The sequence below is a fragment of the Spirosoma sp. 48-14 genome, assembly GCF_001898575.1.
Taxonomy (GTDB): Bacteria; Bacteroidota; Bacteroidia; order Cytophagales; family Spirosomataceae; genus Spirosoma.
Genome location: NZ_MKUD01000009.1, coordinates 248,790 through 264,567 on the forward strand (window position 1 = coordinate 248,790; position 15,778 = coordinate 264,567).

10 protein-coding genes and 1 tRNA gene are annotated in these 15,778 nt (G+C 50.5%); 9 read left to right on the top strand and 2 right to left on the bottom strand.

Translation table 11 applies throughout. The features are described 5' to 3' along the window. Positions 1-276 precede the first annotated feature (276 nt). From fabD to BGO59_RS07815, 9 genes are all read left to right on the top strand, one after another. A complete protein-coding gene (gene fabD, locus BGO59_RS07775; protein WP_293682884.1) occupies positions 277-1,152 on the top strand; it encodes an ACP S-malonyltransferase in 876 nt (291 codons plus the stop codon). 124 nt (positions 1,153-1,276) lie between these two features. Next, positions 1,277-1,347 (top strand) — tRNA-Gln (locus BGO59_RS07780). Between the two features lie 347 nt (positions 1,348-1,694). Continuing rightward, complete coding sequence (locus BGO59_RS07785; protein ID WP_293682886.1) at positions 1,695-1,889, top strand: hypothetical protein; 195 nt, start codon at positions 1,695-1,697, stop codon at positions 1,887-1,889. Between the two features lie 93 nt (positions 1,890-1,982). Continuing rightward, the gene (locus tag BGO59_RS07790) at positions 1,983-2,360 is read left to right on the top strand and encodes a hypothetical protein (RefSeq protein WP_293682888.1); all 378 of its coding nucleotides are present in this window, start codon (positions 1,983-1,985) and stop codon (positions 2,358-2,360) included. Between the two features lie 89 nt (positions 2,361-2,449). Beyond that, a complete protein-coding gene (locus BGO59_RS07795) occupies positions 2,450-5,053 on the top strand; it encodes an ATP-binding protein (protein WP_293682890.1) in 2,604 nt (867 codons plus the stop codon). Further along, positions 5,038-5,364 (top strand): response regulator, encoded by a 327-nt coding sequence (locus BGO59_RS07800; RefSeq protein ID WP_293682892.1) that lies wholly within the window; start codon positions 5,038-5,040, stop codon positions 5,362-5,364. Before BGO59_RS07795 ends, BGO59_RS07800 begins: the two co-directional genes overlap by 16 nt. Before the next feature lie 512 nt (positions 5,365-5,876). Continuing rightward, positions 5,877-9,512, top strand: coding sequence for a choice-of-anchor Q domain-containing protein (locus BGO59_RS07805; protein ID WP_293682894.1), 3,636 nt, complete (start codon positions 5,877-5,879; stop codon positions 9,510-9,512). 169 nt (positions 9,513-9,681) lie between these two features. Next, on the top strand, positions 9,682-10,923 hold the full coding sequence (locus BGO59_RS07810) for an acetylxylan esterase (protein ID WP_293682896.1): 1,242 nt from the start codon (positions 9,682-9,684) through the stop codon (positions 10,921-10,923). A gap of 131 nt (positions 10,924-11,054) precedes the next feature. Continuing rightward, positions 11,055-11,210 carry a hypothetical protein gene (locus tag BGO59_RS07815; RefSeq protein ID WP_293682898.1) on the top strand — a complete coding sequence of 52 codons (156 nt, stop codon included), beginning with the start codon at positions 11,055-11,057 and terminating at the stop codon, positions 11,208-11,210. A 110-nt stretch (positions 11,211-11,320) separates the two neighbouring features. Here BGO59_RS07815 and BGO59_RS07820 read toward each other — a convergent pair whose 3' ends face one another. After that, positions 11,321-12,856, bottom strand: coding sequence for a RagB/SusD family nutrient uptake outer membrane protein (locus tag BGO59_RS07820; protein WP_293682900.1), 1,536 nt, complete (start codon positions 12,854-12,856; stop codon positions 11,321-11,323). Between the two features lie 108 nt (positions 12,857-12,964). After that, on the bottom strand, positions 12,965-15,778 hold a 2,814-nt coding region (locus BGO59_RS07825; protein WP_293682902.1), incomplete at its 5' end, for a SusC/RagA family TonB-linked outer membrane protein.

Genomic DNA, 15,778 nt, shown 5'->3' on the forward strand with positions numbered 1-15,778 from the left:
GCCACAAACCCGATGGAAACAAGTTAAAGCCCTTTTCTAAACAGTTTTATGGTTTATTTACAGCCGATATAAATTAGTCGAAATCAGCGACTGACCTGCTCAACACTACGTTGTAGTTAGTTGTTAGGTAAGTTGGCACATTTCTGCGCAAACAACCAGCAAACGTGGCTTTGTTTTGAACATCGCTACTTATCACTCTATTTTTGTGGTCGTTCGCTACGGTATAGCCCGCTCTGTACCGTTCAATTTTACTTTATCATTCTTTCGCTCTTTACAATGAAAGCATACGTTTTTCCCGGCCAGGGTTCTCAGTTTCGGGGTATGGGACAGGACCTCTACCAGGCTTCTGAAACGGCCCGCCAATTGTTCGATCAGGCCAATGAGGTACTGGGCTACAACCTCACCAGCATCATGTTTGAAGGTTCTGACGACGAACTAAAACAAACTATTTATACCCAGCCTGCTGTTTTTGTCCATGGCGTAATACTGGCCCTGACAACCGATTCATTCGCTCCTGACATGGTAGCGGGTCACTCGCTGGGCGAGCTATCGGCGCTTACGGCTGCCGGGGTGCTATCATTTGCCGATGGTTTAAGTCTGGCATCGGTCCGTGCTACAGCCATGCAGCGAGCCTGTGATCTGGCACCGTCAACGATGGCCGCAGTACTGGGTCTGGCCGATTCAGTCATTGAACGTGTGTGCGCTGAAATTACCGAAGAAATTGTGGTACCTGCCAACTATAACTGTCCGGGCCAGGTTGTGATTTCGGGCAGCGTAGCCGGTATTCAACTAGCCGAAGAGCGGCTAAAGGCTGCTGGTGCAAAACGTGTTGTTCCGCTGGCGGTAAGTGGCGCCTTTCACTCTCCCTTCATGGAGCCTGCCCGAACCGAATTTGCCGAGGCCGTGGAACGAATGACCTTCCATACGCCCCGTTGCCCGGTTTATCAGAACGTCAATGCCCAGGCAGTTACCGACCCGGCCGAAATCAAAGCTAACCTCATTGCCCAACTCACGTCGCCGGTTCGCTGGACCCAGTCTGTTGAACGGATGGTGGCGGATGGTGCTACTGAGTTTTTCGAGTGCGGACCGGGTAAGGTTCTGCAAGGCCTGGTCAAAAAGATTAGTCCAGCCGTACCTGTAGCGGGTATTTAAGCGAGCTAGCCAACTGTAAATCAATGCTGAAGCGTTTTTTTACACAAAATGGCTACTTTTTTTTAGACCATAATTTGTTTTTAACACCCGTAATCCGTTATCTTTGCACTCGCAAATGCAAAATAGCCCGATAGTATAAGGGTAGTACGACAGATTTTGGTTCTGTTTGTCTAGGTTCGAATCCTGGTCGGGCTACAAAAAGCAAAGTGCACACTTCATTGATTCCCCTGTAAATTAACCATTTGCAGGGGATTTTTGCATTCAGGCCTTTTGCCGCTCTTTCGCATAGTCCAAGAAATAAACCTTTGATACAACTCATTGCAGGCTTTCTGTTCGGCGGAGGTTGGCTAGTCAGCAGGGGCACACGATTTCAACTTGAAACGACTTTCTATTTTTATTTTGCTATATATAATACAACTATGATATAGTAGCTGTATTTTTGCCATAAATCCATACAGTAAGCGCCACCCGTTCTGATGCACTCCGCCTGCATACGTCAGGTGTTGTTATGGATTATCCAGATCCTCTAATTACTCTATACAATGGCAGCAAAAAAACAGGTAATTCGCATCGTATTTGATGTTTTGGATGAGCGAAATCATAGTCTCTTTACCAATGGCGATCTATCGATCACCGCTGCAGACCCCGATGAAGCGATTGATCAGGTTTTCGCCCAAATGCAACGGCAGTTTAATCGACCCGATATCCGGCTTACGCGGGTACGTATCTGCGCCTAAGCTATTTTTAGACGCAGATGCGTAGTTTGTCTGGTCCACTGACCAATTCTTATAACCCGGCAACGTATAGAGCCGTAGCTTATTTATTACGTTATGGATCAACGTATTGGCTTTAATGACCTGGAAAGGGCGCCTTACAATGAACACATCCGGAGTCTTGCGCTGGAATGGGTACTGGCCGAACTGCCTGCCCAACGATTAACGTATAGCGACTATCTGACTAATATCCGGATTTTACTACTGACAACTCAAGATGTAGACCGGACCTCGCAGATCGTGAAGGCTGTGCTGGCCCAGGCTGCTCAACTACACAAACCATCGGAGTGGGTGGAACAGGAATTAAAGTTTGAAGGCATGGTAGAAGGAGCCGACCGAGTTGATTTTTTGCGTTTCGAACTGCAACAGGCCGGCACCCCGGACGATGCCCTGCTCGATCAATATAACGAACGAATGACGCGGTTTAGGCCATAACGAGCCGCGTATTCCTGTCGCTGCCTGTAGCCATCCAACTTTTTTAATACCCGGTCGTTGTTTTAGGGATCAATGAATTCAACGAACGGATGAACAGCCTTTCCAATACTGATGCGGATTGGATTTTCCAGGGGCCTGGCAATATGCAGGCTCTGTGTAGGGCCTTTGACTGGTCAAGAACCAGCCTTGGTTCTACTTCCAGATGGCCCCAGTCGTTGCGCACGGCAGCTCAGTTAGTACTGGATACCCCTTTCCCTACCATTGTTCTGTGGGGAGCTGAGCTAATCCAGATTTACAATGATGGCTACCGCAGACTGATGGGCAATAAGCATCCGTTAGGGTTGGGTCAGCCGACCCGTTATTGCTGGCCCGAAGTTTGGGCTATCAATCAGCCCCTTTACGAGCGGGTATGGGCAGGCGAATCGGTTTCGTTCACTGATGCATGCTACCCCATTACCCGTTCGGGCCAGTTGGAGGAAGCCTGGTTTACACTATCCTACAGCCCTGTCCGTGAAGAGTCAGGGCAGGTCGGAGGCATCCTGGTAACCGTATTTGAAACGACAGATCGGGTACAGGAACAGCGGCAACGGCAACAGGCTCAACAGGCATTGCGGCAGAGTGAGTATCGATTCAGTATGCTGATAAGAGCGACCTCCCATATTGTCTATACGATGAATGCCGACTGGCAACTCATGCTCCATTTAGATGGCGGAGACTATTTGGTGAACACCACAACACCTAACGAAAACTGGCTGAAGCATTACATTCCTACCTACGAACAGGAGCGTGTCAGGAGCGCTATTCAACAGGCGATTACCCGGAATACCTTCGTCGAAGCTGAACATCAGGTTATCCGACAAGATGGCTCGTTAGGCTGGGTATTCTCCCGCGCCATTCCGATTCGCAACGAAGAAGGTCAGATTCAGCAGTGGCTGGGAGCCGCTAGTGACATTACTGACCGAAAACGAGCCGAAGAAGCGCTTCGAGACTCGGAGCAAAAATACCGCACCCTGTTTACCTCCATCGACGAAGGTTACTGCATCATAGAAATGCTTTACGACGCAGCTGGTAAACCTGTCGACTGGATTTACCTGGAAGCTAATCCCACCTTCGAACGGCAAACCGGCTGGTGGGCACCAGGCAAAACGGTATCCGAACTCGTTGGCCCCGTGGAAGAGTTCTGGCTCGATTTTTACCACCGTGTGCTGATAACTGGCCAGGCGGAGCGAACCGAAAACAAGGTGGCCGCTCTGAACCGTTGGTATACAATTTATGCTTCCCGCGATGGAGGACCAGGAAGCCGACGTTTAGTGGTTATTTTCGATGATGTTACCGAGCGAAAACAGATGCAGGAGCGTCAGGCGTTTATTCTCACATTGAGCGATGCCCTACGGCCACTGTCCGATTCAGCGATTATCGAAGAAACGGCCTGCCGTTTGCTCGGTGAATACCTGGTTGCTGATCGAGTTTACTGCCCGGTAATTAATTTGACAGAAAAGTGTGTGGTTGTCGAGCAGGAGTACATACGGGATCATTCACCATCGCTGCGAGGCACCTACCCGCTGTCATCTTCCGGTATCTGGCCAGCACTTCTTGGCTATAAACGTCCGCTTATCGTAGACGACATTACCCAATGGGATATATCCAGGGAGGAAAGAATTGCTCTGGAATCCGTTCAGCACGTCTCACTATTGGCTATCCCATTCCTCAACAAAGGTGTACTTGTCGGTACGCTTACAGTGGTCGATAAAGTGCCCCGACACTGGAAGTCGGGTGATGTAGACCTTGTCAGCGAAACACTTGCACGGACCCGTGCGGCTGTCGAACGGGCCCAGACGGAAGAAGCCCTGCGCCGTAGTGAAGAACAGCTTCGAATTGCCGACCGACGCAAAGATGACTTTCTGGCAATGCTGGCTCACGAACTGCGCAATCCAATGGCGACCCTGCACAACACGTTATTGGTACTGAACTTGACCAGGGGGCAGGACGAGAGTTTACCCCTTGAAAAAGCCGTATCCATTATGAGCCGGGAAGTCACGCATTTGAACCGTATGGTCGATGACCTCCTGGATTTGAGCCGCATAAGTCTGGGTAAAATTCAACTCAAAATGAGCCGGGTCAATCTCGTTGAACTGGTGAAGCAGGCGACTCAGAGCATCCGACCTCAATTTGATCAACAGGAAAAAACGCTTCATGTAGCGATACATACGCCCTCGATCGAGCTATCGGGCGATGCTACCCGGCTTATACAGGTGATTAATAATCTGTTGACCAATGGCATACGGTACACCACCCAGCAAGGAGAAGTATGGCTAAGTCTGGTGCATCGGCATACAGAAGCTATACTTCAGGTGCGCGACAACGGTATTGGGCTAGCGCCTGATCAACTCTCAACCATTTTTGAGCTATTCGTCCAGGTAGATACGTCATCGGCTCGTTCAAAAGGCGGCCTGGGCTTAGGCCTGACACTGGTTAAGCAAATCGTCCAGATGCACGGAGGGCGGGTTGATGCTCAGAGCGAGGGTTTAGGAAAAGGCAGCACATTTACGGTTTATCTACCTACATTGACTACGGCTTCAGAGCAAGCCCCTAAGTCTGACCAGTCGGCAAGCGCACCGCCGGTTTCTGACCGGATTTTAATCATTGATGACAACGCTGAGCTGCGCTCACATTATCGATGCTGCTCAAATTAAAGGGATATGAGGTTCATACACGTCTGAGTGGTCAGGCTGGCCTGGAAGCCGCCGAACAGTTATGTCCAGCAGCCATTCTGCTGGACCTTGGCATGCCGGACCTGGATGGTTATGCCACCTGCCGCTTACTCCGTCAGCAGGTTTGGGGGAAATACATACCCGTAATCGCCTTATCGGGATATGGCCAACAGGAAGATAAACTCCGAACGAAACTGGCAGGATTCGATGAGCATCTGGTGAAACCGGCTGATTTGGCGACACTGACCTCCTTACTGACTACACTACTGGCTCGGGGGAAATCGACTCAGTAATCCAGGGCCTATTTTGACATAGAATCAGACCCGCCTTTCAATAGTCTTACTAGCTCCCTTTCTCCGCTTTACGGACTACTACCTGAGTATGTGCCTATGGTTTTATGCACAAAAGGCTACCCTATTAGCCTAAACCGGAACATCCGTTATAGTATTTGGAACGTCTGTTATAGTGCTTAGGATGATGCAATTGCAAATTTATCGCCTGAAACAAAGACCTAGTTAGCCTCTTTGCGAACCGGTCGATAATAGGTCGCCAGAGTCATAATGCCATGCTCTGCACACGGTCATCGTTTACCTGGCCCCAACGCAGATCGGACGGTACGACTCCTTAGTTAATGGCTATGGCACCTCTACTACAACCCTCCTCTATTACTGACGGGGTACGTCTTCCTGATCTTGTTTTCAATACGAGTATATCAGTTTCTATTCTATATCTTTTTCCTGGACCCATGAACAACGAATACCGTTCTGCTTTATCCGTTATTAGTTTTTTAATCCTATTACTAAGTGTGTCGAATACAAGCTTGGCGCAGGTCACCCGATACGTCACCGCCAATGGTAATTCCGACCCGGTTTACGCGTTCAGTTGGGGGGCTAGCACGAACAACCTACAGTGGGCCATAGACCTTAGCAGCCCCGGTGATGTGATTTGGGTAGCAGCGGGTGCGTATAAACCCAAATCGCCTGCTGGCCGGGAAGCTACCTTTCAAATGAAGGAAGGCGTGAAGATTTATGGTGGTTTTCAAGGAAACGAAACCTCCCTGAACCAACGCCCTCGCATTGATCCGGCCGATGGCCTGCCCAGCAGCACGACCCTTAGTGGCGACATCGGAACGCCAGGCGACCCTTCCGACAATATATACCACGTTGTTTCGTATGCCGGTAACGTTCGGGGAGGTATAACCACGAATTCCGTATTGGATGGCTTTGTGATAACTGGAGGTAATGCCGTGGCTACCAACACCTCCAACCCCGATGATGACGCGAACAACAGTGGAGGAGGTATCTACAACGGAGCCTATGGCGGCACGAGCAATCCTATCATTCGCAACTGCTGGTTTCAAGGAAATTACGCCCTTTTTGGTGCGGGAATGGCCAACGATGCCTATGGGCAGGGGAATACGTTTCCGCAACTGATTAACTGCGTCTTTCAGAGCAATACCGCTTTTGTGTCAGGAGGAGCGATATTCAACAATGGACATTTTGGTGATAGTGATCCATCCCTGATTAACTGCCTGTTTCAGCGGAATGAGGCTTTCGGCTCTGGCGGGGCCATCTATAACCTTGGCGTACAGGGACACAGTAATCCAGAACTAACCAACTGTGCTTTTTTGGCCAACAAAGCCGACTCTGGCGGGGCTATCTACAACGATGGACGAAGCGGTGAAAGTGCGCCGATACTGACCAATTGCACCTTCCAGAGCAATACGGCTACCCAGCAGGGCGGGGCTTTCTATAGCTCTGGAGCTTTGCTCGGGCGAGGTCGTCCCGTAGTCACGAACTCGATCTTCTGGAACAATGGTGGGGCGAACACATTTTACAATGAGTCTGCCAGCATTATAACTGGCTACTGCCTGTTCGAGTCGACCGTAACAGGCTACAACGCCGGTACAGGCAATCTGACCAACGTCAGCACCTCCCCATTTGTGAATGCTACCAGCATAGCGCTCAGCGCCTGTTCACCCGCCGTCAATACAGGTAACCCTTCCAGTGTAACGGCCGCTTCAGGCCCTTATTCGGCCAGTACGCTACCCACTACGGATCTGGCCGGCATCCCCCGTATTGTCGGGGGGCGGGTTGATATGGGCGCTGTCGAATATCAACTCCTCAACTCCCCTACCCGGCTCTATGTCAATGCTGCTGCAACGGGCATTGCCGACGGGCTAAGCTGGGCCACTGCCTTCCCCGACCTTCAACTAGCGCTGACCTACCCCTGCACCTCAACTCCAGCCGAAATCTGGGTAGCAGGCGGAACCTACAAGCCAACTTCAGGAACCGACCGCTCTGTCAGTTTTGCCCTGAAGAATGGGGTAGCTATCTATGGGGGATTTGCGGGTAGCGAGACAGCCCTGAACCAGCGACCAGAAATCAACCCTGTATCGGGTGGTCCCGACGCAGTTCGTCCATCAAGCAGTACACTTTCCGGCGACATTGGTACAGTAGGCAATGCGAATGACAATAGTTATCACGTCGTCACCAGCTCGCAAGGGGTAACCGCTACAACGATTCTGGATGGATTTGTCATCACGGGGGGCAATGCCAATGACAGCAACACGAATGGCTACGGTGGAGCCATGTATAATACACAAAGTACACCCAAACTAGTCAACTGCGCTCTACAAGGGAATTCGGCAACGCAGGGCGGAGCTATCTACAACACCCAAAGTAACCCTAGTTTAACTAACTGCTTCCTGCAAAATAATCAGGCACAATCTAACGGCGGAGCCATCTTCAATACATTGAACAGTGGACCAATCCTACTCAATTGTGCGTTGCAAAGCAATCAGGCGAAGTCTAACGGGGGTGCTATCTACAACGAAGGCAACAGTGCTCCCAAACTAACCAACTGCACCCTGCAAAGCAATTCGGCAGCGCAGGGTGGCGCTTTTTACAACACCCAAAGCAACCTGAATCTATATAGTTCAATCGTTTGGAATAACGGCGGAACGAATACCTTTATTAGCGCCAACGGCAGTAACATCAACGCCAACTTTTCGCTAGTCGACAACTCAACAGGAGCAAACACGAGTGGACCTGGAAACCTGACCACTACTACTTCGCCGTTTGTATCCTCCACTAGTGTAGCTCTGAATCCCTGCACGATAGCCATCAACGCCGGAGACCCCAATAGCACCACTACTACGATAGGCATCAATGACCTGGCCAGTAATGCTCGTATCGTAGGCGGACGGGTCGATATGGGCGCTGTCGAGTATCAGAGTGCGGCCAGTCAGCTAATAGCCTTCACTCAGCAACCAGCATCAGGATCAGCCGTCTGCGTAGGTGGCAATCTCACCGTACCTGTCAGTGTAACTGGTACAGGGCCAATAACTTACCAGTGGTACAAATCCAGCGCATCGCTGGGAGGGGCTCAGCAAAATGCCAGTCTCTCGCTGAGCAATGTGCAGTCAGCCGCTGCGGGGAATTATTTGGTAACGGTGACGGGGGCCTGCAATTCGGTCACCTCAACCGCCTTTAGCCTAACGGTGAATAGCCTACCAACACCAACGGTCATAACCAGCACGAATCTACTCACCTGTCTTACCCCTACTGCCAGCCTCTCGGCTACAGGCGGCACTTCCTACGGGTTTCGGGGCCCAGGCATCGTGTCCTCCAACCCCAGCAGTGGAACTGCTCTGCTCAATGCAGCAGGAAGTTACTCGATCATTGTAACGGCAGCGAGTGGCTGTTCAGCCCTAAGCACCACTACTATCAATAGTAATATGACGCTCACGGTTTCAGCAGGAGCTTCTTTAGGGCTAGCCAATGTAGGCGTTACTATTAGCCTGACGGCTACTGGAGCCAGCTCTTACCAATGGAGTGCTCCCAGCTCAGCCTCACTAAGTACCCCGTCTACAGGCCCAGCCGTTTCGGCTAAACTAACGACGGCAGGCGTTCAAACCTTTACGGTAGTAGGCACCAGTGGAGTGTGTAGCCAGAATGCCCTCGTCAGCGTAACGGCTTTGTCAGGTCCTGACCTGACGGCCATTGTTAGCCTGCCTGATGCCAACTTCCCGGCGGGTGGCAGCAAAGACTTACTGGTACAAGTTCAGGAGGTCAATGGATCCATAGCCAGCGGCAATATCGTGATTACGATTACAGTTCCTACCGGCTACAGCGTCAGTTTCGACAATACACTAACCAGTTTCACGGTCTCGGGAGGGGGTTCTGATCTAGTATCAGTAGACAATACCAAGTGGCAGCAAAGCAGTAATTTGGCGGGTCAGCAAATCAGCCTTACTATTAATAGCGGTCAGTCAATCGCAGCACGCAGCACTATGAATCTGGGTTTTACCATCACCCGAACAAGTGCGAACTCGGGTAGCGCATCCAATCTGACCGTAAACATAGCTGACGATAGCAGTGGTGGCTATGATGTCAATCGACTTAACAACGTTTACGCTCGCATCATTACGGGTTTATAGTAACCGTCTTTGAGATCACTGAGAGAAGCTATCTCAGTGATCTCAAAGTGCCTATCGTTTCCTCTGCGCTTATTGTCGGCAAGTAATTCCGTGAGGTTCGCAGCTTATTCTCCCGATTCACCTGACGAATCCATCCCGTTTCCGATACCACACAGTAGTCTATTTATCGATGGAACCGTATCGCACAGTTTGTACGTCGTTTTTGCTTAGTATGCTTTTGCTGGCTGTGTTTATCAGGCTTCAGGCGCAACCTACAGAACCAATAAACTACGACGAAGCCAAGGTTCCAGTCTATACCCTGCCTGCTCTTCTAAAAACAACCACCAATCAAACGGTTCATGACAAGTCAACCTGGGAAAAGCAGCGACGCCCTGAAATTATCCGGCTTTTTGAAGAGAACGTGTACGGAAAAATGCCCAGGCCTTATGATCAGCTTACGTACTCGGTAACCCATGAAGATGCCAACGCTATGGCTGGAAAAGCTACCCTAAAAGAGGTACTCATTGAGGTGGTCAACCATGCAAAGTCAGTAAAAATAAATCTCGTTCTTTTCGTGCCGAATCAGCCGAAAAAGCCCGTTCCGGCTTTTTTGTTGATCAACAACCGGGGTAAAGACAATACCGACCCTACGCGAGCCCAAAAAAGTGAATTTTGGCCAGCCGAAATGGTGATTGATAGTGGTTATGCTGTTGCGGCTTTCCACGTCAGTGACCTGGCTCCCGACGATAGTGTTCGGTACGTAAATGGAGTACTACAGCTTTATCCTGACCGATTGACGGCCAACAATGGTATGCGGGCTATCGGTGCCTGGGCCTGGGGAGCCAGTCGTGTGTTGGATTATCTGGAAAAAGATGCTTCCATCGACGCCAAACGAGTAGCGATTGTGGGGCATTCGCGGGGCGGGAAAGCGTCTTTATGGGCGGCTGCCGAAGATACTCGGTTTGCTATATGTATCACGAACTGTTCAGGGAATACGGGAGCCGCTTTATCGCACAGGCGTTTTGGCGAAACGATTAGCCGAATCAACACTACTTTCCCTCACTGGTTTGCCAATAACTACAAAACATTCAATAATAACGAAGATGCCTTACCCCTCGATCAGCATATGCTGCTGGCTGCCATCGCTCCGCGCCCCCTTTATGCAACCAACGCATCGAAAGACTTATGGGCCGATCCAACGGGCACTTTCCTGGCTTTAAAACAGGCCGAACGTGTGTATGCTCTATACGGCTTAACACCCCGTCTGCCCGCTAGCCCCCCGGCTATCAATCAACCGATTATCAACTCCCCGATTGGCTACCATAACCGCGAGGGCGAACACAACCTAACGGCCTACGACTGGCGCCATTTTATCCAGTTTGCCAACCTCCATTTCCGATCAAAACCAATCCGTTATAAAAAAGCACCGTAGATCCGAGCGATTGGTCGAGTTATAGTTAACGGGCCAACGGCATAGATTAACTATAACAATTTGATAATCTGAAAATCAGTGACTCTGCCTGACAAGTCAGTCAAGAATAGACAGACATCTATGCACCTGTCATGTTTGAACACTGGATCAATGAGTTGATGAATCTACTGGCTGGCAATAGCCGATATATGCGCTATTCACGAACCCGGCAATCCCTATTTCTACTAAGTATTCTGGCCTTTTTGGTCATTACCTTTCTGCTCATCTACTTCGTTGACATGAACTGACCCGGTCTGGAGTTTTCCATATAACCGCGGTGGCGCAAAGACGCGAAGGGGTATAAGTCAGAAACTTATTCTTCGTGTCCTTGCGCCCTCGCGGTTTATAAAAAATCGGTCTAGTAACCCGGATTCTGATACATACCGCTCGGATTCAGCTTATACTCGTTGAACGGAATTGGGTAGTAATAATCTTTCGTCCCAAAATTCGAGAGTTGGGCCGCGCCAAAATCAGCCTGGCTTTTCGATTTGAAATAAGTAACCAGTTCGTCAGGCGTAAAGAACCGCAGCAGATCGAACCAGCGCTGGTTTTCGAAGGCTAGTTCAACCCGTCGTTCGTGTAAGATAGCCAGCTTCAGCGTAGGGTATTTGGCGTTATAGGCCGGATTGGTTTTAGCTACGTTGTAGAGCGGTAGTTTGGCCCGTTCGCGGACCTGATCCAGAAAATCAATGGCGGTTGCCTCATCGCCCAGGTACATATTCACTTCGGCCAGCATCAGAATAACATCGGCATAGCGAATCAGCAGCCAGTCGTTACCACCATAGCCACTCGTTCCGGCTGCCGAGCTGGCATCCCGAAACTTGGTAATGAAATAGTCTTTTACGACGGCTGCGTTGGCGTACTTGATCGAGTAATCTTTCCGAACATCGCCGTCTTCATAGTCTTTTACCAGATCAGGCGTTACGTTGCCACCGACACCCGTAGTCGTTTTCAAGGAGTTGATGGTTTCGCCCTGCGCCTGGTTGTTAGCGGCAATGCTCGACGAATAGTTAATATCGCCCTGTTTGTAAACGATCTGAAAAATGGCTTCAGAATTAGTCGTTTTTTTGGTTACATCGAACACATCGGCATACGCAATTTCCTTCAGTGTTCCGAAAGTCCGCTTGCTGTAAGCATAGGTCAGGTATGTTTTTGCCTGCGCCAGATTCGTAGCCCGGTTCGCCTGATCCAACGTGGTCGCCATGGTCAGATACACCTGCCCGAGCAGCGCATTTCCAGCCACTTTCGACACCCGACCTTTATCGGCAGCAACCCGAACGTCGGGCAGTGGACTGTTAACTACATCCGTCAGGTCGGCCACGATCTGAGCGTATACTTTCTCTTTCTTCTCCCGGAATGTATTGGTCGTCACCTCATCGACCGTGGTCAACGGCTTGGTCACCAGCGGTACATCGCCCCATTTCCGAACCAGTTGAAAGTAAATGAGTGCCCGGATAAATTTGGCTTCGGCCTGGTATTGTGCTTTTGTGTCGGTCTTCGCATAGGTTACTTTTTCTGAACCAGCCAGTACGTAATTAGCTCGGGTAATGATCTGATACAGCGAAGTCCAGTGTGTTTGCAGATACGAATTGCTGGGTAGCAGGGCGAACGCGTTGAACTGAAACGGCTCCCCGGCATTCGACTGGTTATCGTTTCGGCCCGTATTATCAGAACGCTCCTCGGAGTACAGTCCACTGCCCTCTGCGATACCACTATTGTCGCGAAGGGCATTATAAACCCCGTTCAGCGCCAGGAGCACATCATTCTCCGTCTTGTAATAGTCAGAAGTCGCAATCGCATTCGGATTGGTTTCAATCAGAAAATCCTGGCTGCACGAACCCAGCAACAATAAGGTCAACAGCGGTATATATCGAACTAATGATTTAGATGTCATGGTTGATTAATTAATAATTCATCATGGGTAATGTAAAATGGATAATGGCTAAGGCTTGAGACCTCTCCCGACCTCACTGCCCATTATCCATTTTACATTATCCATTTTTTAAAAAGTGATGCGTGCACCCAGGTTGTAGCCACGAGCCAACGGGTATTTCCCATAATCGACACCCGGAGCCAGGTTAGCGCCGTTGTTATAATCCACCTCAGGGTTATAGCCCTTGTATTTGGTGATGGTAAAGGCATTGTTGACGTTGACATACAGCCGCAAACCGCTAACGTGTGCTTTAGCGACCAGGCTGGCGGGCAGATTGTAGCCCAGCGTCAGATTTGTGCATCGGAAGTATGACCCGTTTTGCAGGTAGAAGGTCGACAGGCGGGTGCTGTTGCTTTGCGTCCCCCCTCGCGATGCCCGATAGACCTGTCCATTACCGGGCTGATCTTCTGACCGATACCGATCAGCCACTACCGAATACTGGTTCCCCGACCCTTCCATGTTGAACAGGTAGTAGTCCTGCCCATCCAGTACCTGACTGCCATAAATACCGTTGAACGAGGCATTGAAATCCAGCGCTTTGTAGCTGGCGTTCACGGAGAAGCCATACGTAAATTTCGGATACGGACTGCCAATCACCTGTTTGTCGGCATCGTTCACGACACCATCGCCATTCACATCCTGGAAAATCAGATCGCCGGGACGGAGCGGGTTCGTCGAAGCAGTTGACCGGACGGGGCCTTTCAGGACGTAGCCTGCTGGAAACGACTGCGTGGCTGCGTTGTAGACGGCATTGTCGGCCGCCAGATTGTCCATGTCTTTCTGGCGTACCATACCGATCGCTTTGAACCCGTAGAACATGCCAACGGGCTGGCCTTCCTGCGTGATGTGTGTGATGTATGACCGCTCGGCACCGGCTACCAGAATGGTATTAGCTCCCCCCATATTCAGCACCTTATTGCGATTCAGCGCGATGTTGCCACTCAGGTTCAGTTTGAAATCTGGTGTCGAAATAGCCCGGCCATCGATCTGTATTTCAACGCCCTGGTTCCGGATTTTCGAGTCGCGCAGGTTGGTCAGGATACTGGTTGCACCCGAAATAGCCGAGATGGGTTGGTTAAATAGCAGGTTATATGAATAACTTAGGTAACCGTTGGCAATCAGCAGGATTCGGTTGTTGAACAAGCCCAAATCTACACCCAGATTATACTGCGACGTCGATTCCCAACCCAGCTTCTGATCTTTGATCGGCCCGGAGTAAAAAGCCGTCTGAATGGTTCCTGGTCCAAACACGGCTCCGGTCGGGCTGGCCATCGTTTGCAGGTAGTTGTAGTTACCTACGTTGTAGTTCCCGGTAAGCCCCCAGCTTCCCCGCAATTTCAGAGTCGATGACGAGCCAAACACATCAGCATAGAATGGTTCATTCGAGATCGTCCAGCCACCCGAAATAGATGGGAAACTCCCCCAGCGATTCAATGGTCCGAAGCGTGACGAGCCATCAGTACGAAAGGCAGCCGTGAGGTAATAGCGTTCGTCGTAGTTATACTCGGCCCGCGCCAGATATGACAGCAGCGTTTCTTCCTGCTTACCCGTACCAGTAAAGCCTACACTGCTGGTAGTTATGGTGGTATTCAGGAAAAAGTTGGTAGGATCGGCGCCTTTGGCTGTAATTTCCTGCACGGCATCGTTCTGGAATCCCTGGGCCGATACACTGATCTGGTCGAGATTAGTTTTTTGGGCAGTGTACCCAATCAGGCCATTGATTCGGTGACGACCAACCTGCTTAGCGTACGTAGCCGTAAACTCCGCCAGCAGGTTCTGCGTATTGAGCGAGAGTGCCTGGGCGGTAGCGGCAGCAATGGCCTGGGGCGAATAGGGTGGGTTATTGCCGCTACTGAGGCTGGTTGGCAGGTAGTATTCGTATTTTTCATTGTAGGTCTGCATACCCACATTCGCTTTGGCTACCAGGCCCGGAATGATTTCGTAGCTGGCCGTACCGTTGAATGTACCGCGAAGCCCTTTGCGGGTGATGTTCGTTTCCATAGCCATCGCCACGGGGTTCTCAATCGTCTGATATCCATAAACTGGCTGCTGAGACGCCATTTCATTTTTGATCAGATTGCCATTCTCGTCGCGCGCCCGGAAAATCGGGGCATAGATCAACGCCCCCAGAATTGGCCCCTGATTAAAACGCCCCTCCTGCACTTCGCGGTTGCTGGTCGAGGTCACAAACATGCTGGTACCAACCTTAAACTTCTTGCTGATATCGGCGTCGATATTGGCCCGAAAATTCAACCGCTCCTGTTTGGTAGCTACGATGATCCCCTGCTGGTTCTGGTAGCCACCGCTGATCAGGTAACGAACCCCGTTATTTCCACCTGAGAACGTCAGATTGTGGCGACTAAAGGGTGCATTTCGGTACAGCTCGTCCTGCCAGTCGGTATTGTATTTAGGAGTAATCAGTTTCTGGTTAGCGAAATCGTAGAAGTCGGTGGGTATACTGACCGACGAGGCATTCCCCACTTTGGCAATCCGGGTTGCGTTGTCGTCCGAGAACATGGCATCGGTCCAGGTTTTGCCGCTATTCTGCACCAGATCACGGTAGGTGTTGTTGCGGCCATCGATCAGCAGTTGCGCAAAGCCACTGGCATCCAGCAGTTTTACTTTTTTAGCCAGTTGGTTAATACCATACTGGTATTCGTAATCGAACTTACCCTTACCGTCTTTACCGCGTTTGGTAGTAATCAGCACGACCCCGCCCGATGCCCGCGACCCGTAGATAGCAGCCGAAGCGGCATCTTTCAGAATGTCGATACTTTCAATATCGTTTGGGTTGATGAATACATCGTTGCCTGCCGGAAAACCGTCGATCACATACAATGGATCGGAACTGGCATTGATTGACCCGATACCCCGCACTCTAAT

Excerpts from the sequence above, each read along its gene's own strand:
- BGO59_RS07815 (WP_293682898.1), top strand. The coding sequence starts at position 11,055 with ATGTTTGAACACTGGATCAATGAGTTGATGAATCTACTGGCTGGCAAT.
- BGO59_RS07785 (WP_293682886.1), top strand. The coding sequence starts at position 1,695 with ATGGCAGCAAAAAAACAGGTAATTCGCATCGTATTTGATGTTTTGGAT.
- BGO59_RS07820 (WP_293682900.1), bottom strand. The coding sequence starts at position 12,856 with ATGACATCTAAATCATTAGTTCGATATATACCGCTGTTGACCTTATTG.
- BGO59_RS07810 (WP_293682896.1), top strand. The coding sequence starts at position 9,682 with ATGGAACCGTATCGCACAGTTTGTACGTCGTTTTTGCTTAGTATGCTT.
- BGO59_RS07800 (WP_293682892.1), top strand. The coding sequence starts at position 5,038 with ATGCTGCTCAAATTAAAGGGATATGAGGTTCATACACGTCTGAGTGGT.
- BGO59_RS07790 (WP_293682888.1), top strand. The coding sequence starts at position 1,983 with ATGGATCAACGTATTGGCTTTAATGACCTGGAAAGGGCGCCTTACAAT.
- BGO59_RS07795 (WP_293682890.1), top strand. The coding sequence starts at position 2,450 with ATGAACAGCCTTTCCAATACTGATGCGGATTGGATTTTCCAGGGGCCT.
- fabD (WP_293682884.1), top strand. The coding sequence starts at position 277 with ATGAAAGCATACGTTTTTCCCGGCCAGGGTTCTCAGTTTCGGGGTATG.